We start from the raw sequence: 18629 nt of genomic DNA, 5'->3' as shown, positions 1-18629 counted from the left end.
ACGTTATTTATATTAAATCTTAATAAATACAAGCAACCTATCTATGAAAAAAATTATTGCTATTTCCTTAATATCCTGCTCCTTAGCAGTTTCTTGTTCCGACGACGATATATCTGGAGGTGGAGAGGAATTACAAGCGCCCGCTACTTATAGTTTTACCAGAGAAGGTAATACAACCGTTAGTTATAGTGGCCAAACGACGAGAATTCAAATGGGTAATCAATTTGGCAGTGCCCTAAAGGATACCTCAAAATCAGCTGATCAGCTTTTAAGTATGTATGCCCACGAAGAGGGTGAATCTAACTTTTCCAATGCGACCTTAAATGGTTCAGATAAAAACATAAGAAGTAAGACAGCAGCGTCCCGCGATTATTATTCTGCAAATACTACAATTTCAAATCAAATAAAAGCGGATTTTGAATTTTGGATTAATGCTCAGGTCGCAGAAGTTTTCCCGGCATGGAATACGAATGCCTCTGCTGGCGTACCGGGTCAATTACAAGAAGGTGGCGGTGGTTCTATCCGTTACGTAAGCGCTAAAGGATTGGAATATGATCAGGCTATTGTGAAAGGATTGATTGGAGCATTAATGACCGACCAGATGCTTAACAATTATTTAAGTACGTCTGTATTGGATGAAGGAGACAACGTTTCAAACAATAATAGCGGAATTGTTGTAGAAGGTAAAAACTACACTACCATGGAGCATAAATGGGATGAAGCTTTTGGTTATTTGTATGGAAATGAGGCTGATGCCATGGATCCCGAGTTAAATGTAGATAGTTTCTTGAATAAGTACTTGTCAAGAGTGGATAATGATGCCGATTTCACGGGAATTGCTGATGAGATTTATGACGCTTTTAAGCTTGGTAGAGCAGCAATTGTTGCCGGTGATTATAATGTTAGAGACCCACAAGCTGATATAATTAGAGAAGCCGTTTCAGAAATTATTGCAATTCGATCTGTTTACTACCTTCAACAAGGTAAACAATTCTTATCTGGTGATAAAGGAGCTGCCTTTCATGACCTATCTGAAGGATTTGGATTTATCTACAGCTTACAATTCACGAGACGTCCAGGTACAAACACGCCCTATTTCACTAAATCGGAGGTGGACGGGTTCTTGGCTACTTTATTAGAAGGTAATGGATTCTGGGATATAACAGAAGATGAGTTAGACACCATGTCCGAAATTATAGCTTCCAGATTTGATTTCACGGTCGCCGAGGCCGCTAATTAAAAGTACTAACAAAAATGCTTCATAGTAAATGAGGCATTTTTGTTTTGTAGTATTTTTGCAAAAAAAAGAAAAACAACAATGAAAAAGTTAAGTAGCATTCTAATCATGGCAATTCTAATTGTTGCCTGTAGTTCTTCAGATGAAGGTTATGGTGGTGGCAATGAGAATCCTTCATTCGATCAAGTGGTTCTGTTAAGCAATCTGGCCGACAACCTTATTATTCCTTCATTTAATCAACTGCAAACCCAATTATCTGCATTTGATGTTGCTAGAGCTGGCTTTATCAATGACAGAACACAAGAGAATTTAAACGCATTAAGTTCAGCATGGCAGGAGGCTTACATGGCATGGCAGCATGTGGAAATGTTCAATATTGGTGAAGCAGAATTGCAAGCCGGCAATCCAACAGGATTTGTGAGCTTTTTTAATATTTACCCTGTTACAGTTTCCGATATTAAAAGTGCCGCAGAGGGCAATAGTTATGACCTTAATTCATCTTTTTATCATGATGCTCAAGGTTTTCCGGCTCTGGATTATTTAATTCATGGTATTGCAGAGGGTGACACAACACCTTTAGACAAGTTTACTAGCAACGAAAATTTTGAAGGGTATATTGAATTCTTAACTAATGTAACTTCTCAAATGATGGCTAAAAACAATGCTATTATCAATAGTTGGACAAGTACATATCGTGACGCTTTTGTTTCCAATATGGGATCTACTGCTACAAGTTCTTTTAATAAAATTGTCAACGATTACATCTATTACTACGAAAAAGGACTTCGTGCAGCTAAGATTGGCATCCCTGCAGGTAATTTTTCAAATACCCCATTGCCCGAAAAAGTTGAGGCATACTACAAACAAGATCTTTCAAGAACCTTTGCCTTGGAAGCATTGGATGCGGTCATTGAGGTATTTAATGGGAGTAATGGTTCAGGGTTTGCTGATTATTTGGATTTTTTAGATAGAAGTGACTTAAAAATCGATATTCAAAATCAGTTTGCCGAAGCAAGAACTAAAATTCAAGGTTTGAACCTGAATTTTTATCAGCAGGTTCAAGACGATAATACCAAGATGACAGAAGCTTATGATGCATTGCAGGCAGCTGTTGTTTTACTAAAAGTGGATATGGTCTCTGCATTTAGTGTGTCAATTGATTATGTTGACGCCGATGGGGATTAAACTATATTAAAAAAGCGTAAGCAAATAGGTTCTCATTGGGAATCTTTTTTGCTTAATCACATATGACAACTAAGCACTACCTACAATCAACAAGCCATGCAGCTCCGTTAGCTGTTTTTAGAGTTCTATTCGGCTTTATGATGCTGATTAGTATGATTAGATTCTGGGTCAATGGGTGGATTGAAAAGCTGTATTTAGAGCCTACATTTCATTTTAAATATTTTGGGTTTGAATGGGTAAGTGTACCAGGTAATGTAACCTATATACTATTTTTATCATGTGGTACGGCGGCATTTCTTGTGGCTATAGGGCTTTATTATAGGGTAGCTATCATTCTTTTTTTTCTGAGTTTTACCTATATCGAGTTATTAGATAAAACCACCTATTTAAACCATTACTATTTTATCAGCCTTTTAAGTTTTCTCATGATTTGGTTACCAGCAAATGCCTACTTCTCATGTGATAATTTTAGAAAGAACCGAACTTATACAAAGATCCCCGGTTGGACTATTGATTCGATTAAGGTGCTTTTAGCTATAGTTTACTTTTATGCTGGAGTGGCTAAGCTTAATAGTGATTGGTTGCTAAAGGCCACCCCTTTAAAGATCTGGTTGCCTTCAAAGTTTAATTTCCCATTTATTGGAGATACATTAATGCAACAGGAATGGTTTCATTATGCCATGAGTTGGGGAGGGATGATTTATGACATTGCAATCCCCTTTTTATTGTTTTATAAGCGTACACGCATTTTAGCCTTTGCTTTGGTAGTGTTCTTCCATGTGTTTACAAGAGCACTTTTCCCCATTGGAATGTTTCCTTACATTATGATTGTTAGTTGCCTCATTTTCTTTGAGACCAATTTTCACTTAAGAATCATTTCATTCCTGAAGTCCATTGGTCAAGGATGGTTTAAATTAAAACCAACTAAACAATTGGAATTATACAAGATGAAGCATGAACGCTGGGCCCTTCTAATGATCACCTTATTTTTGTTTCTGCAACTCTTATTTCCATGGCGCTATTTATTATATCCGGGGGAACTCTTTTGGACCGAGGAAGGATATCGCTTCTCATGGCGCGTAATGCTTATGGAAAAAGCAGGTATAGCCAATTTTAAAGTAGTCAATTCAGAAACCAAGGAGTATTTTTTTATTGATAATTCGGATTTTCTCAGCACTTTCCAAGAAAAGCAAATGAGTTTTCAACCAGATTTTATTTTGGAATATGCCCATTATCTGGGCGATCATTTTAAATCACAAGGTCATAAGCACATAGAAATATATGTGGATTGTTATGTAGCTCTAAATGGAAGGCCAAGTCAGAGATTTATTGACCCATCTATAAATCTGCTTAAAGAAAAAGAGTCATTTAAACATAAAACCTGGATACTAGCATTTAATGATGAAATTAAAGGTTTATAACATTATAGTTTTCGCTCTATGCTTCATTCAAACACTTGTAGCGCAGCAACAATTTTCCGGGAGTATTAAGGATGCCTCTACAGGACAGGTGTTACAAGGTGTTGAAATCTATGAAAAGTCCTTTGGTCTGCTAGGTGTATCCAATGAAGAGGGGTTTTTTGCTATTAAAACAAACAAAGCTTCAGGAACACTCATATTTTTCTCCTATGAGTTTAATCTCAAAGAATTTGATTTTGATACTTCTAGTAATTCCGCGATAAATGTGGATTTAACTCCCATTTCTGAAGAACTTAACGAAGTAGAAATAATTGCGAGAAAAGCTAAGGTGTTTGAGCTTAGTAGACTAAAAGACGTGGAAGAGACGGCCATATATGCTGGAAAAAAAACAGAGGTGGTTCAAGTTGAAACCTCGATGGCCAATTTAGCTACCAACAATGCGCGACAACTTTACAGTCAGGTTGCTGGACTTAACATATACCAAAATGACGATGCTGGTTTACAATTAAATATAGGTGGGCGTGGCTTAGACCCAAACCGTACCTCCAATTTTAATACACGACAGAACGGATACGATATAAGTGCTGATGTCTTAGGATATCCAGAAAGCTATTACTCACCTCCAGCCGAGGGGTTGAGCGAGATACAAGTTGTTAGAGGGGCCGCTTCGCTGCAGTATGGAACCCAATTTGGTGGGCTTATTAACTTTAAAATGAAATCTCCTAATCCTTCAAAACCAATAGAGGTAATTACGAGGAATACAGGAGGTAGTTTTGGGCTTTTCACTAATTTCACCAGTTTAAGCGGAACATCAGAAAAATGGAGTTATTACACTTTTGTCAATTATAAGCGCGGTGATGGATTTCGTCCTAATTCAGGGTTTGAATCCATTAATTTGTTTGGCCATATCGGCTACCAAATATCACTTGACACTAAAATCACAGCTGAGGTAACCTACATGAATTATTTGGCCCAACAGGCCGGGGGGCTTACAGATGAGATGTTTGCTGAAAACCCGTATCAGAGTAACAGGTCTAGAAACTGGTTTGAAGTAGATTGGTTTTTATACAATATTAAGTTGGCGCATAATTTCTCAGATAAAACAACCTTTACATTTAATTTTTTTGGTCTTAATGCTAAACGCAATGCCTTAGGTTTTAGGACGAATAGAGTAGACCAAGTGGATCCAGGAACTGAAAGGGATTTAATAAAAGGGTCATTTGGAAATTTTGGATTCGAAACTCGTTTGGTGAGTAGTTATAAAATTGGTGCTAAGAACTCAACATTTTTGGTTGGTGCTAAGTATTACAATGCCTCAAATAGCCAAACTCAGGGGCCAGGATCAGATGGTTCGGGGCCAGATTTCAATTTTTATTTTGACGATTTTCCAACCTACCCCAATCAGTCAGATTTTGATTTTCCAAATCTTAATGTGGCCTTATTTGGCGAAAATATATTTTATCTGAGTAATAAGTTCTCAGTGACCCCAGGGGTTCGTTTTGAATACATTAAGACGCAAAGTGACGGTTTCTATAGAGAGATTAGGACCGATAATGCGGGTAATGTCATCTTTGATGAAATTGTTGAAGAAAATAGAAGTCTCGAACGTGCCTTTGTTTTACTGGGCGTGGGCTTAAGTTATAAAGCAAATGAGGCCTTAGAAGTTTATGGTAACATATCACAAAACTACCGTTCGGTAACCTTTTCTGACATTAACATCAATAACCCTGCATTTGCTGTAAATCCCAATATTAAGGATGAAGACGGTTATACGGTTGACTTGGGGATTAGGGGCAACTACAACCGAGTCTTGAATTATGATGTTAATGTGTTTTCGGTTTTTTATAATAATAGAATAGGGCTTGTACAAAAGCAGTTAGATGATGGACGGGTTGTAGCCGAGCGCGGTAATGTGGGAGATGCCGTGATGCTAGGTCTTGAATCGTTACTGGATTTCAATTTGAAGCAAGTTATCGGAATGGGCTCTGAATATTGGTTCAATACCTTTTTAAATGCAGCTTTCATAACATCCGAATATGTGCGCTCTGAGCAGCCAGGAATTGAAGGGAATGAAGTTGAGTTTGTACCTAAAGTTAATATTAAGACTGGGATCCGCTTTGGCTATAAAAATATCATGTCAAATCTTCAATTAACCTACGTAGATCGTCAGTTTACAGATGCTACTAATGCTGTGGACTCCAATATAAGTGGGGTCATAGGTCAAATTCCAGCTTACGAGATTCTTGATTTTTCTTTGTCGTATACCTACAAGATGTTTAGAATAGAAGCAGGAGTCAATAATCTTTTGAATAAAGCCTATTTTACAAGACGAGCAACCGGTTATCCAGGACCTGGAATCATCCCTTCTCCACCAAGAAATTTCTATGGAACACTTCAGCTTAAGTTCTAATGATGATATTTGTATATCTTGTTGGATAAGCCTTGTTCAATTAACGCATTAAGTCAAATAAAATCCGTAAATTTGCACGCAATTAAATTTTAATTGCAATGACTGCACACGAAAACAAAATCTTAGGTGAAGGTCTCACCTACGATGACGTCCTTTTAGTTCCAGCTTACTCTCAGGTTCTACCACGCGAAGTCAATATTCAAACTAAGTTTACTAGAAATATTTCCATCAATATTCCTGTAATTTCAGCTGCTATGGATACGGTAACTGAAAGTAAAATGGCCATTGCTATGGCAAGAGAAGGAGGTATAGGTGTGTTGCATAAAAATATGACTGCCGAGCAACAAGCGGCCAAGGTGAGGAAGGTTAAGCGTGCTGAAAGTGGTATGATTATAGATCCAGTAACGCTACCCTTGACAGCTGTGGTTGGTGACGCTGAACAAAATATGGCAGAACATAGTATTGGGGGTATTCCAATTGTTGATGATCATGGTAAGTTAAAGGGTATTGTTACAAATCGTGATTTACGTTTCGAGCGCAATAATAATAGACCAATAGTTGAGGTAATGACTTCCGAAAATCTAGTTACTGCTCCTGTTGGAACATCGTTGAAAGATGCGGAGGCTATTTTGCAGGCTAATAAAATTGAAAAATTACTAATTGTTGAAGAGGATGATACCCTTGCAGGTCTTATCACCTTCAGAGATATTACTAAGCTTACCCAAAAACCAATTGCGAATAAAGACGAGTATGGAAGATTGCGTGTAGCAGCCGCCATTGGGGTTACAGGTGATGCGGTTGAAAGAGCTGAAGCATTGGTAAATGCTGGTGTAGATGCTATTGTAATTGATACAGCTCATGGTCATACTAAAGGCGTGGTCATGGTATTAAAAGACATCAAAAATAAGTTTCCGAATCTAGAAGTTATTGTTGGAAACATAGCTACAGGAGAGGCGGCTAAGTATTTGGTTGATGCTGGTGCTGATGCGGTTAAGGTGGGGATTGGACCTGGGTCAATTTGTACAACACGCGTTGTGGCGGGTGTTGGATTCCCGCAATTTTCAGCGGTATTAGAGGTGGCTGCAGCCATTAAAGGATCAGGGGTGCCAGTAATTGCTGATGGAGGAATTAGATATACAGGGGATATCCCAAAAGCCATTGCTGCTGGAGCAGATACCGTAATGCTTGGGTCGTTATTAGCAGGTACTAAAGAGAGCCCTGGTGAAACCATTATCTACGAAGGAAGAAAGTTTAAGTCTTACCGAGGTATGGGATCTGTTGAGGCTATGAAGCAAGGTAGTAAAGATCGCTATTTTCAAGACGTGGAGGATGATATTAAGAAACTTGTTCCTGAAGGAATTGTTGGTCGTGTACCATATAAAGGAGAACTGGTTGAAAGTATCCACCAATTTGTTGGTGGCTTAAGAGCAGGAATGGGCTATTGCGGGGCTAAGGACATAGAAACCCTCAAAGAGACTGGACGTTTCGTTAAGATTACAGCAAGCGGTATCAATGAAAGTCACCCTCACGATGTGACAATTACTAAGGAAGCACCAAATTATTCGAGATAAGTACTTTAAGAAGCTATAGTATTAAGGGCATTGATTAAATAATCAATGTCCTTTTTTGTTATATAGATTCCAAAGGAAATCCTACAACCATTTAATCCGAAGGTAGACATTGGCCGCGTGTCTATACCATAAGTTTCATAAAGCTCTGTTTTTACTGTTTTCACATTCATTCCTTTGACCTCTAGAGTTTGAATAGCACAGGATAAATCGTCTGATTCTGGTGTTTTGATAATAAATTTTGGGTTATCAGCAATTTGAGATCTGAAATAGGACTTTAGTTCATAAGATCTATTATTGATATTATCAATTCCTATTTGATTAAGGAAGTTAATTGATTCACCAAGACCCAAATATTCCGGTAGATTTCGGGTGTTGTAATTCTCGAGTCTTCTGATGCTATTGTCCTTATGGCCTCTTGCTACGATCAATGGTTTCAGGTCTTTTTGACTATGCTTTTTAGCATAGAACACCCCAATACCCTTTGGGGCAAACAACCACTTATGGGCGCTAGCTGCAAAATAATCACACTCTAAATCATGTAAATCAATTTTAAACATGCCAGCACTTTGTGCTCCATCAACAGCCACTTTAATTCCATTTTTATGTGCTAATTGAGACACTTCCTTTACCGGCAGAATCATGCCATTGGTATTAACCATATGACACATGGAAATAACCTTAGTTTTAGAGGTGATCGCATTTTTATAAACATCTAAAAGCTCTTCTTTAGAAGTAGGAATTAGTGGGATTTTGGGGCGAACAAGTTTGATGCCCTTGGTCTCTTGCCAAAATTCCCAGGGTATGGTGCCACTGGCATGTTCATGATCAATTAATATAACCTCATCACCTGACTCTAAGTCAAAACTTCTTGCGATAAGATTCATGCCTTCAGTCGTATTATGAATAATAGCTATTTCTTCTTTGGATACATAGAAAAAATTAGCCACCAATTTTCTAACCACCTCCTTATCGTCATACCAGTCGGACCACATATATTTAGATGGAAACCCGTCAAGAGTAGCGCGATAAGCATTCGTGGCGGTTTGCACTGGGATGGGTGATGATCCTAAAGAAGCATTATTAAAGTAATGAAGCCCGTCTTCAAACTTAAATTGCGATTTAACCTCTTCCCAAAAACTTTCTGAATTTTTGAAAGACAGTGGAGATGAATGCTTCATTTTCTGAGCTTGTGTCTCACTGATTAAATGAGGAAACAGCACTGTTCCAGTGACGCCGAGACTTAGTTTCTTAAAAAAATCACGTCTTTTGTAGGGATACATAGCCATTGTTTTTTTTTAAAGATCGTAAAAATTTACGAGGCTCTTAACAAAGTCTACAACGGTTGAAGTAGTATCTTTACAAAGAGAATGAAACTAACCAACAGTTCTAAGCAAGTTGTTATTATCGGAGCAGGAATAGCCGGTCTCGCTGCTTCAATCCGATTGAAGGTTCAAGGGTTTAAGGTAACTGTTTATGAGGCTAACAGTTATCCAGGAGGTAAGCTTACAGCCTTTTCAGAGGATGGCTACCGATTTGATATGGGGCCCTCCTTGTTTACTATGCCCCAATACATTGAGGAGTTATTTGTATTAGCCAATAAACCTATTACAGAATACTTTCATTATGAGCAGAAGGAGGTGGTTTGTAATTATTTCTTTGAGGATGGTACAACTTTTTCGGCTGCAGCTGATACCGAGAAATTTACTCACGATGCCGCTGCAACCTTTAATGTTGATGCCAAAGCAGTTACTGACTATCTCAACGAAAGTAAAAAGAAGTACGATTTAACAGCATCTTTATTTTTAGAAAAGTCATTACATCAGTTGAGCACTTATTTGAATATAGACACACTTAAAGCTATTTTTCAAATAGGAGGATTAGGTATAAATAGCACCTTGGCAGATTATAATGCTAAACGATTTAAAGATGGACGGTTAGCACAGTTTTATAATAGGTTTGCCACTTATAATGGATCATCTCCCTATCTAACTCCAGGTATCATGTCCATGATTCCACATTTAGAACAACATTTTGGGACCTATTTTCCTAAAGGGGGTATGCATAGTATTAGTATGAGTTTGTTTCAGCTAGCTAAAGATCTTGAGGTGGAATTTAACTTTAACACCTTGGTAGATAGAATTGAGACTTCAAAAGGTAAAGCAATAGGTATACGAATTGGGGAGACAGTTATTGATGCAGATATTGTGGTTACTAATTCAGATGTTGTACCCACCTACAGAAAGTTACTTAATTATCATAAAGCTCCCGAAAAAACCTTATCACAACCGAGGAGTAGTTCGGCACTGATATTTTATTGGGGAGTTAAGAGAGAATTCCCAGAATTAGATTTACACAATATCTTTTTCACTCAGGATTATGAGACTGAATTTGACTTTATATTCCAGAAAAAAGACGTTTACCATGACCCAACCGTTTATGTCAATATTACCTCGAAGGAAGAAAGTAGTGATGCACCGAAGGGCTGTGAAAATTGGTTTACTATGGTTAATGTTCCGGGTAACACTGGTCAGGATTGGGATGAGATCATCAAAGCTACTAGAGAGAATATCATTAAAAAATTAAGCCGTTTACTCAATGTAGATTTAGGGCAACTAATAGAATATGAATCCATCTTGGATCCAAGAAGTATTGAATCTCGAACTCAAAGTTATCAAGGGTCGTTATACGGTGCTTCGAGTAATAACAAGTTTGCAGCCTTTCTTAGACATCCAAACTTTAAACAAGGTATTTCGAATCTATATTTTTGTGGGGGTTCAGTTCATCCTGGTGGTGGAATTCCGCTTTGCCTGCTTTCAGGTAAGATTGTTGCCGACTTAATTGATAAAAGAGGTGTGAAATGATAGATCCAAAATTCAAGCTCTATTTTTCAATATTTTTAATTTGGCTCTTTTCCATTTCCGGTATTTTTGGAATTCAGTCAGAGGGCTATACCGATTGGTTTTTATCTGCTACTCCTTTAAACTTGCTTCTTAGTTTTTTGATTCTGATTATCAACTTAAAATCTTTTAAAAAATCCTATATCATAGGCTTTTTAATTCCCTTTGCACTTGGCTTTATTACTGAAGCTTTAGGTGTTAATTACGGGCTTATTTTTGGAAGCTATGAATATGGTAATAACCTGGGATATAAGGTCTGGGGGGTCCCTGTAATGATTTGTTTTAATTGGGCGTTATTGACAGCTATTACTGCGGATATTGCATCTTTTGTTAGTAGGTCTGTTTGGGTGAGAGCTTTTATAGGTGCTGCTTTAATGACCGGTTTGGATGTGATTATTGAGGTGTCTGCTCCAAGGTTTGATTTTTGGGAATTTGAAGGGGGAGTGGTACCCATACAAAACTACCTTGGTTGGTTAAGTATTGCCTTTTTGGCACACTTAGGGTATCAGTATTATAAGGTTGAGAGTAATCAAAAAATATCATTGCATTTGTTTATATCCATGTTAATCTTCTTTAGCGTTTTCTTGTTTGTATGACCAAAGCTGATTACATCATATTAGGTGCAGGAGCATCCGGTTTAATGTTGGCTTATCGGATGGCTAATGATTCCTTTTTTAGTAGCAAGTCAATAGTTATTCTCGATAAAGAAGAAAATAAGGGTAATGATAGAACCTGGTGCTATTGGGAAGACTCTGAAGGCGAATGGGATTCTATTTTAACCAAATCTTGGCATAAAATCTATTTCGGAAGTTCAGTATTTTCAAAAGAGTATGAAGCGGATCCTTACAGCTATAAAATGATTAGAAGTGCTAACTTTTATGACTTTTTGTGGGAAAGTATTAAGAAGCAATCCAACATAAAGTTTGTATCGGATACGATTATCGGATTTAATGATCAAGGTGAGCAAGTCATAATTGAAGGTGCTTCGGATACCTATGAAGCGAATAAGGTATTCAATAGTACTCAAATTGGAATTTCGTATGAGAATCAGGACAGATATCCCGTATTGAAACAGCATTTTTTGGGGTGGTTTATAAAACTTAATTCAGGTAGCTTTGATGATTCTGTAGCAACATTTATGGACTTTGATTTAGCCCAAAGTGGGAATACCAGATTCATGTATGTACTACCATTAAGTAAAACAGAAGCCTTATTTGAATACACCTTATTTTCTAAAGACCTCCTTGATAAAAAGGAGTATGAAAATGCAATTGTGGAGTATCTAAAACAGAAAGGCTTCAAAGAATATGAAGTTAAAGAAACAGAATATGGGTCTATACCTATGACTTCTTTTAAATTTCACAATAATAATTCGACCAACTTATTGCACATAGGTACTGCAGGCGGGTGGACTAAAGCTAGCACTGGTTATACCTTCATGAGCACTACAAAAAAGACAAAAGCACTTATCAATTTTCTAAAAGTAGAATCAAATCTCGCTAAGTTTCATAGGACCACTAAATTCTGGTATTATGATTTACTGTTGTTAGATGTCTTAAGTAAACATAATGGGGTGGGGTCTAAATTATTTACTAGTTTATTTAAGAAAACAAACCTAAAGACCATCTTCAGATTTCTGGATGAGGAATCGAGTTTACTCGAGGATCTAAAAATTATAACTTCGGTCCCATCAGGTCAGTTTGTCTCAGCCCTTATAAAACGGGTTTTTTAGCCAGTATAGACTTGACCTCTGTGCGGTTTCAATGCATCGCGGATGGGTGGCATGTTCTTTTCAGCACATACTAAAAATGCTATGTGGTGCATCTCATTTAAAGACTCAGTTCCGAAGATGTTAATATTCAGGTTATTCATAGACACATACTGCTTCAAATGAATAAGATGATGTTCGGCTGTTTTTTCTGCAGCCGGCCCTCGGAAATCCCAGATGAGTTTTAGGTTACGCATTAGAAACGGAGGTCCCTTCCTCAACAAATCTTTTGAAGTCCGACATATATCGAAAGGATTGTTTTTTAAAGGCACTTGGCATTAAAAAAAGCATGGCCCGCATTCTTAAGTTTGTGGGTTGAAATTCAGATTCAGATACCCATTGGGTAAAGCCTTGTTTAGTTGAGGTGAAGTAGTTTTTTTGAATATTTCTCATCCCCTTGGTAGTGTAGGATGCATGAAACTCTGTTGGAAAGGCACGTTTAAGTATGGTTTCAACCATTTCCATTTCGCGCTTTCCAAATCGGTATTTTAAACGCATTTTAGCACCCAATTCTCCTGGCGTTCCAGACAAGTGTTCTGTAGACACCAGACCAGACTGCCAATGTTTTAAATTTTGTACTGAGTCGAGTTTAGAAATAACTTCATTAACAGGTCTATCAATGACGATCTCACATGAATAGGTCATGTCTGTTGAAAAGAATTAATTGTTGAACTATTATACAGAGATTAAAGAAACAAACTAATGCTATTTATTCAAAAGGAATGGACCAAAAAATAACGAAATACTTGTTATAATTTTTGACCCGAACTCTTTGTCGTTAAAAACTGCATTTAGTCACGGTTAAATGCATCATAAAAAGTTGATTAAACAGGCATTTGTTTTAATTTTACCAGCTGATTTAAGATATTTACGGCCTTCAAGTTTGTATTAAAATTTCGGGATTTACATCCCCCAAGTGTTCACTATGAATTATAAATCCATATTGTCTTTTAGCTGTTTTTTTCTGGTATCTTTTTTTGCTAGTACTCAAAACAACAGTGTCCTTTTGGTGGTCAATAACGATTCGATCACATCGGAAGAATTTTTAAAAGTTTATTCAAAGAATCTAGATCTTGTCAAAGACGAGGATCAGAAGGATCTTGATAACTATTTAGAATTATTTATCGAATACCAGTTGAAACTTAATGAGGCTAAGCGATTAGGTTTGGATAAAGATCAAAATTATATTAAAGAGTTTGAAAATTATAAACGTCAGCTCACCAGATCATATATAGCCGAAAGTAAAGTGACCGAAGCGTTGGTTAAGGAAGCTTATGATCGAATGAAGTTAGATGTTAAGGCGGCTCATATATTGGTGCGATTAGAAGAAAATGAAACAGATACACTGGCCGCCTATAATAAGGCACTTTTGTTAAAAGAACGTCTTCAAAATGAGGATTTAGAATCACTAAAAGAAGAGCTTCATGATGGCAAGTCTATGTTTGTTGAAGATTTAGGGTATTTCTCTGCCTTCAGAATGGTATATAGTTTTGAAACTATGGCCTATAAAACTGAAGTAGGAACAGTATCAAGACCATTTAGAACCAAATTTGGATATCACGTAGTTAAAGTTTTGGACAAAAGGTCATCTAGAGGTACTATGACCGCAGCACATATCATGGTGGCAAATCAGCAAAAAGATTCAACTATTATTCCTGAAGAGCGCATTAAGACCATCTATATGAAACTGGAATCAGGAGACTCCTTTGAAAATTTGGCCAAGCAATTTTCAGATGATAAAGGTTCTGCTGCTAAAGGTGGAGAATTGCGTCCGTTTAAGAGTGGAGAATTGAGTTCGCTAGAATTTGAAGAAGCAGTTTATTCATTGAAAGCGGATGGAGATATTTCCAAACCATTTGAAACTAAGTTTGGCTGGCATATAGTTAAACGATTAAAACTGGAACCTTTAGCTGACTTTGAATCTTTAAAGACAACACTTCAAAATAGGGTGAAACGAGATTCAAGATCTAAAATTATAAACGCCGCGCTAGTTGAGGAACTAAGATCAAAATACATGGTTAAAGAGGATGATATGGCAAAGACTTATTTCGTGTCTATTATGAATGATGATTTTTTTAAACGCCAATGGAAACTACCAGAAGGGTTTCCAACAGACAAACCTATTTTTTCAATTAACGAAAAGCACTTTACTTATCAAGATTTTGGTAAATTCCTCTTAGGATTACAAAGGAATTACTTCAACAAAAAGGAAGATTATGACCTAATTTATGATAGGTCTTATAATAACTTTTTTAACGCGTCTATTATAAAGTTTAGAGAGGAGAACTTAGTTAATGAAAATCCAGAGTTTGCGGCTATTCTAAAAGAATACCAAGATGGGTTACTACTTTTTGAATTAATGGAGACCCAAGTATGGAATAGGGCGGTCAAGGATTCAATTGGACTAAAAACCTACCACAAGAATCATGCGGGGGAGTATCAATGGAATAAACGTGTTGAAGTGATTATGGCAAGCTCTTCAAATAAAAAAGAGCTTAACATAGAAACGGAAATGTTTAACCTAGAGGGTATTGAACTATTGCGAAAGGAACAATCTGAAACTGGCTCCGATGTTATATATACATTGGGAATTTTTGATGTTGGTTCAGCAAAACTTCCGGAAGAATTAGATCTGCAAGAGAATAAGGCTGTTATTTATGAGCACAATGGATCGTTTCATTTAATAAAAGTTATTAGAACCATTCCTTCAGGACCTAAAACATTTGAAGAGGCGAGAGGACAGTTAACAGGTGATTACCAGCAGTCACTAGAGGCAGAATGGTTGGCAGAGTTAAAGCAGACTTATCCTGTTTGGGTAAATCAGGAAGTATTTAATGATCTAAAGCGTAATTATTGAAGTATTGAGAAGAGGGGTTTATATCATCCTAATTGGGGTTGTTGTTAGTTGTGGGTATTTTAATAAGGTAGAAGAAGAGCAGGTAATTGCCCGTGTCAAGGATAAATACCTCTACATGAATGAGATTGAGGACTTGGTTCCTGATGGGATTTCTAAACCTGATAGTATACTTGTTGTCAATTCTTATATAAATAGATGGGCAAGGCAACATTTACTGATGGATGGTGCACAGAGAAACTTAACAGAGTCGCAGCAATCTGATTTTGAAGCTCTTGTTATTCAGTATAAAAATGACTTGTTTACTAAAGCTTATCTGGATGGATTAGTGCTTAAGAATATAGATACCATTATCACTTTTAAGGAGGCTGAGGAGTTCTATCTGGCCAATAGAGAATCTTTCAAGCTGAATGAAAATATTATCAAACTCCGTTATATCAACATTTCTTTAAGTGCATTGAACCTTAAGGAAGTGGCGGAACGGCTACGTACATATGATAGCACGGACCGTGTATTTTTAGATTCTATAAAACTTCAATTTAATTCTTATGCATTAAATGATTCCGTTTGGGTTGATGAAAATGAGGTGCTAAAGAAGATTCCGATAATAGATGTAAACACAAAGGACGAAGTGTTAAAAATCTCTAATTTTATGCAACTTAAAGATTCTATCAACCTATATTTGATTAAGGTGGTTGACAAAAAAAGACTCTACGATTATGCCCCTTTGTCGTATGTTTTGCCTACCATTCAGCAATTGGTCCTAAATAAGCGCAAATTAGAACTTACGAAAGAACTCGAGAACGATATTATAAAAGATGCTATTAAGACAAACGAATTTGAAATTTATGAATAAGTCCATGTTATATCTGCTAATGATTCTGGCATTTGGTCAATTTACATTGGCTCAAGAAATCATTGTAGAAGAGGAGAAGGAGGAACAAAAGGAAGAAAAGAAAGAAATCATTACCTCAGGAAGAATTAAAGCTGATGGTGTAGCTGCAGTGGTTGGAGATTATATTTTATTGGATTCGGATTTAGATAGACGGATTCAACAAATAAAGGCTGAAGGTGGCGATATGGGAGATTTGACCAGGTGTGAGTTATTTGGTAGTATGTTAGAGGAAAAACTTTATGCGCATGGTGCAGTTCAGGATAGTATTATGGTTAATGAACTTCAAATCCGTTCTAATGTTGATCAACAACTTGAAATGTTTTTAGCTCAAACCAATGGGGATTTGGATTACATTCTCAAACTCTATAACAAAGAATCTGAGGAAGCCCTGAGAGAAGAAATGTTTGAAATTAATTCTATGAATTATTTGGCGACTGAAATGCAGCGAAAGATAGTTGGTGATATAGAAATAACTCCTGAGGAGGTTCGTTTATTTTTCAATAGCCTCGGAGATGATAAACCTACATTTGGAACAGAATTAAAAGTGGCCCAAATTGTAGTGATTCCAGAAGTCTCAGAAGAATCTAGGCAAGAGACTATTAAAAAATTGGAAAGTTTTAAGTCAGATATTGAGGATAATGGAGCGAGCTTTACTACAAAAGTTTTACTATACTCAGATGATACCGCCTCTAAACGTAACGGAGGAAAGTACACTCTTAATAGAAAACGCCCAAGGATGGTTAAAGAATTCAGAGATGTTGCATTTTCACTTCAAGAAGGGGAAATCTCCGATCCTTTTGAAACTGAATTTGGATATCATATCATTTTCCTGGAGAAAGTAAGAGGGCAGGAGTATGAGGTACGTCATATTCTAATTAGACCAGAAATTACTCAAGAAGCTATTCAAGATGCCAAAGATAAAATTGATTTAGCGAGATCTAAGATTGTAGAAGGCGTTGTCACTTTTCAGGAAGCAGCCTTAGAATTCAGTGATGAGGAAGAAACCAAATACGAAGGTGGGCAACTAATGAATCCAACTACTCAAGATTTTAATTTTGAATTGACTAAAATGGATCCTGAATTATATGCGCAAATTCAAAATTTAGGTGATGGTGAAGTTAGTCCTGTTCTTCAAGATGAGGATAGAATTAATCGCATAAAATTTAAGATTCTAACAGTAACTGATAGGTTAGATGAACATGAGGCTGATTATGCAAGAGATTATGTGAAAATTAAGGATCTTGCATTGCAAGACAAACAATTTAAGGCTATCGGCGAATGGCAAGAAGATGCAATTATGGAGACCTATATTAAAATTAATGGGGATTTTAGAAATTGTGATTTTAATGGTAATTGGTTAAAGAAAACGAAGTAATGTCAGATGTTCAAACTATTGAGGCCTTTGTAGATAAATATAAAGCGCTTCAGGCTGAGATTGCCAAGGTCATTGTTGGTCAGGAAGATGTAATAAACCAAATATTAATTTCTATTTTTTCAGGCGGGCACTCTCTATTAGTTGGCGTTCCCGGTCTGGCAAAAACACTAATGGTAAATACCATTGCACAAGCTTTGGGACTGGATTTTAAACGTATTCAGTTTACTCCCGATTTGATGCCAAGCGATATTCTAGGAAGTGAGATATTAGACGAAGAACGCCATTTTAAGTTTATAAAAGGACCTATTTTCGCCAATATCATTTTAGCGGATGAGATTAACAGAACACCGCCAAAAACTCAGGCTGCATTACTTGAGGCTATGCAAGAGCGAGCCGTAACAGTAGCTGGGCACCGTTATAATTTGGATTTGCCGTATTTTGTTCTTGCAACACAAAACCCAATTGAACAGGAGGGAACCTATCCATTACCAGAGGCACAGCTAGATCGTTTTATGTTTGCCATACGATTAGAATATCCTTCTTTTCAGGAAGAGGTCCAAGTTGTAAAGGCAACAACAACTGATTTAACGGTGGAAGTTAATGCTCTGTTAACCGCTCAAGAGATCATAAATTACCAGAACGTGATAAGACGAATTCCAGTGGCTGACAATGTTGTTGAGTATGCCGTTTCGTTGGTAGCAAAAACAAGACCTAAGGCAAGCACAGCAGCCAGTATTGTGAAAGAGTTTGTGGATTGGGGAGCAGGGCCGAGAGCTTCTCAAAACTTAATTTTAGCCGCTAAAACACATGCTGCAATTAACGGCAAGTTTTCACCTGATATTGAGGATGTTCAGGCCATTGCTACAGGAATTTTGAAGCATAGAATTATTAAAAATTACAAGGCAGAGGCTGAAGGTATAACTGATGAGGGCATCATCAGCAGCTTATTTTAGTGGGTTATTTCCAAATATCCCACTTTAGTAGCTCGATTTTATCGGGAATATTAGATGGTAATTGCC

The 18629-nt window shown here is 37.0% G+C and carries 15 protein-coding genes; 12 read left to right on the top strand and 3 right to left on the bottom strand.

Annotated features, from left to right (window positions below; genetic code table 11):
* The first annotated feature begins 43 nt into the window (after positions 1-43).
* The 5 genes from DN064_RS09355 (at position 44) to guaB (ending at position 7821) form a co-directional block, all read left to right on the top strand.
* Positions 44-1240 carry a DUF4856 domain-containing protein gene (locus DN064_RS09355; RefSeq protein ID WP_115462386.1) on the top strand — a complete coding sequence of 399 codons (1197 nt, stop codon included), beginning with the start codon at positions 44-46 and terminating at the stop codon, positions 1238-1240.
* A gap of 78 nt (positions 1241-1318) precedes the next feature.
* On the top strand, positions 1319-2422 hold the full coding sequence (locus DN064_RS09350) for an imelysin family protein (RefSeq protein ID WP_115462385.1): 1104 nt from the start codon (positions 1319-1321) through the stop codon (positions 2420-2422).
* Between the two features lie 62 nt (positions 2423-2484).
* Positions 2485-3843, top strand: coding sequence for an HTTM domain-containing protein (locus tag DN064_RS09345; protein ID WP_115462384.1), 1359 nt, complete (start codon positions 2485-2487; stop codon positions 3841-3843).
* Positions 3821-6250 carry a TonB-dependent receptor domain-containing protein gene (locus DN064_RS09340; RefSeq protein ID WP_317047366.1) on the top strand — a complete coding sequence of 810 codons (2430 nt, stop codon included), beginning with the start codon at positions 3821-3823 and terminating at the stop codon, positions 6248-6250. Before DN064_RS09345 ends, DN064_RS09340 begins: the two co-directional genes overlap by 23 nt.
* Positions 6251-6348: 98 nt before the next feature.
* Positions 6349-7821, top strand: a complete 1473-nt coding sequence (guaB, locus tag DN064_RS09335; RefSeq protein WP_115462382.1) for an IMP dehydrogenase — start codon at positions 6349-6351, stop codon at positions 7819-7821.
* 5 nt (positions 7822-7826) lie between these two features.
* Here the strand turns inward: guaB and DN064_RS09330 are convergent, their stop codons facing one another.
* Positions 7827-9101: an aminotransferase class V-fold PLP-dependent enzyme gene (locus tag DN064_RS09330; RefSeq protein ID WP_157962279.1), complete on the bottom strand. Its 1275-nt coding sequence runs from the start codon at positions 9099-9101 to the stop codon at positions 7827-7829.
* A gap of 87 nt (positions 9102-9188) precedes the next feature.
* Between DN064_RS09330 and crtD the strand changes: the two genes are divergently transcribed.
* From crtD to DN064_RS09315, 3 genes are read left to right on the top strand one after another with little or no spacing between them, the layout of a single operon-like run.
* Positions 9189-10682 carry a 1-hydroxycarotenoid 3,4-desaturase CrtD gene (gene crtD, locus DN064_RS09325; protein ID WP_115462380.1) on the top strand — a complete coding sequence of 498 codons (1494 nt, stop codon included), beginning with the start codon at positions 9189-9191 and terminating at the stop codon, positions 10680-10682.
* Positions 10679-11314: a carotenoid biosynthesis protein gene (locus DN064_RS09320; RefSeq protein WP_115462379.1), complete on the top strand. Its 636-nt coding sequence runs from the start codon at positions 10679-10681 to the stop codon at positions 11312-11314. The genes crtD and DN064_RS09320 overlap by 4 nt, the downstream gene beginning before the upstream one ends.
* Positions 11311-12450, top strand: a complete 1140-nt coding sequence (locus DN064_RS09315; RefSeq protein ID WP_115462378.1) for a lycopene cyclase family protein — start codon at positions 11311-11313, stop codon at positions 12448-12450. Before DN064_RS09320 ends, DN064_RS09315 begins: the two co-directional genes overlap by 4 nt.
* On the opposite strand, the gene DN064_RS09310 is transcribed toward DN064_RS09315, so the two are convergent.
* Both DN064_RS09310 and DN064_RS09305 read right to left on the bottom strand, forming a co-directional pair.
* Positions 12447-12683: a hypothetical protein gene (locus DN064_RS09310; protein ID WP_115462377.1), complete on the bottom strand. Its 237-nt coding sequence runs from the start codon at positions 12681-12683 to the stop codon at positions 12447-12449. The genes DN064_RS09315 and DN064_RS09310 overlap by 4 nt on opposite strands.
* The gene (locus tag DN064_RS09305; protein WP_115462376.1) at positions 12676-13131 is read right to left on the bottom strand and encodes an SRPBCC family protein; all 456 of its coding nucleotides are present in this window, start codon (positions 13129-13131) and stop codon (positions 12676-12678) included. The genes DN064_RS09310 and DN064_RS09305 overlap by 8 nt, the downstream gene beginning before the upstream one ends.
* A 280-nt stretch (positions 13132-13411) precedes the next feature.
* On the opposite strand from DN064_RS09305, the gene DN064_RS09300 reads away from it, so the two are divergent.
* Genes DN064_RS09300 through DN064_RS09285 form a run of 4 tightly spaced genes read left to right on the top strand, consistent with a single transcriptional unit; the run spans position 13412 to position 18563 of the window.
* The gene (locus DN064_RS09300; protein ID WP_115462375.1) at positions 13412-15343 is read left to right on the top strand and encodes a peptidylprolyl isomerase; all 1932 of its coding nucleotides are present in this window, start codon (positions 13412-13414) and stop codon (positions 15341-15343) included.
* Between the two features lie 4 nt (positions 15344-15347).
* Positions 15348-16196, top strand: a complete 849-nt coding sequence (locus DN064_RS09295) for a peptidyl-prolyl cis-trans isomerase (protein ID WP_232827464.1) — start codon at positions 15348-15350, stop codon at positions 16194-16196.
* Complete coding sequence (locus tag DN064_RS09290) at positions 16189-17610, top strand: peptidylprolyl isomerase (protein ID WP_232827462.1); 1422 nt, start codon at positions 16189-16191, stop codon at positions 17608-17610. The genes DN064_RS09295 and DN064_RS09290 overlap by 8 nt, the downstream gene beginning before the upstream one ends.
* On the top strand, positions 17610-18563 hold the full coding sequence (locus tag DN064_RS09285) for an AAA family ATPase (RefSeq protein WP_115462373.1): 954 nt from the start codon (positions 17610-17612) through the stop codon (positions 18561-18563). Before DN064_RS09290 ends, DN064_RS09285 begins: the two co-directional genes overlap by 1 nt.
* Positions 18564-18629: the final 66 nt, after the last annotated feature.

This window comes from Winogradskyella aurantiaca (assembly GCF_003362725.1).
GTDB classification, from domain to species: Bacteria; Bacteroidota; Bacteroidia; order Flavobacteriales; family Flavobacteriaceae; genus Winogradskyella_A; species Winogradskyella_A aurantiaca.
This window is presented reverse-complemented; position numbering and strand designations above follow the sequence as displayed.

Coding starts and splice junctions, on each gene's coding strand:
- DN064_RS09355 (WP_115462386.1), top strand. CDS start 44: ATGAAAAAAATTATTGCTATTTCCTTAATATCCTGCTCCTTAGCAGTT.
- DN064_RS09350 (WP_115462385.1), top strand. CDS start 1,319: ATGAAAAAGTTAAGTAGCATTCTAATCATGGCAATTCTAATTGTTGCC.
- DN064_RS09345 (WP_115462384.1), top strand. CDS start 2,485: ATGACAACTAAGCACTACCTACAATCAACAAGCCATGCAGCTCCGTTA.
- DN064_RS09340 (WP_317047366.1), top strand. CDS start 3,821: ATGATGAAATTAAAGGTTTATAACATTATAGTTTTCGCTCTATGCTTC.
- guaB (WP_115462382.1), top strand. CDS start 6,349: ATGACTGCACACGAAAACAAAATCTTAGGTGAAGGTCTCACCTACGAT.
- DN064_RS09330 (WP_157962279.1), bottom strand. CDS start 9,101: ATGTATCCCTACAAAAGACGTGATTTTTTTAAGAAACTAAGTCTCGGC.
- crtD (WP_115462380.1), top strand. CDS start 9,189: ATGAAACTAACCAACAGTTCTAAGCAAGTTGTTATTATCGGAGCAGGA.
- DN064_RS09320 (WP_115462379.1), top strand. CDS start 10,679: ATGATAGATCCAAAATTCAAGCTCTATTTTTCAATATTTTTAATTTGG.
- DN064_RS09315 (WP_115462378.1), top strand. CDS start 11,311: ATGACCAAAGCTGATTACATCATATTAGGTGCAGGAGCATCCGGTTTA.
- DN064_RS09310 (WP_115462377.1), bottom strand. CDS start 12,683: ATGCGTAACCTAAAACTCATCTGGGATTTCCGAGGGCCGGCTGCAGAA.
- DN064_RS09305 (WP_115462376.1), bottom strand. CDS start 13,131: ATGACCTATTCATGTGAGATCGTCATTGATAGACCTGTTAATGAAGTT.
- DN064_RS09300 (WP_115462375.1), top strand. CDS start 13,412: ATGAATTATAAATCCATATTGTCTTTTAGCTGTTTTTTTCTGGTATCT.
- DN064_RS09290 (WP_232827462.1), top strand. CDS start 16,189: ATGAATAAGTCCATGTTATATCTGCTAATGATTCTGGCATTTGGTCAA.
- DN064_RS09285 (WP_115462373.1), top strand. CDS start 17,610: ATGTCAGATGTTCAAACTATTGAGGCCTTTGTAGATAAATATAAAGCG.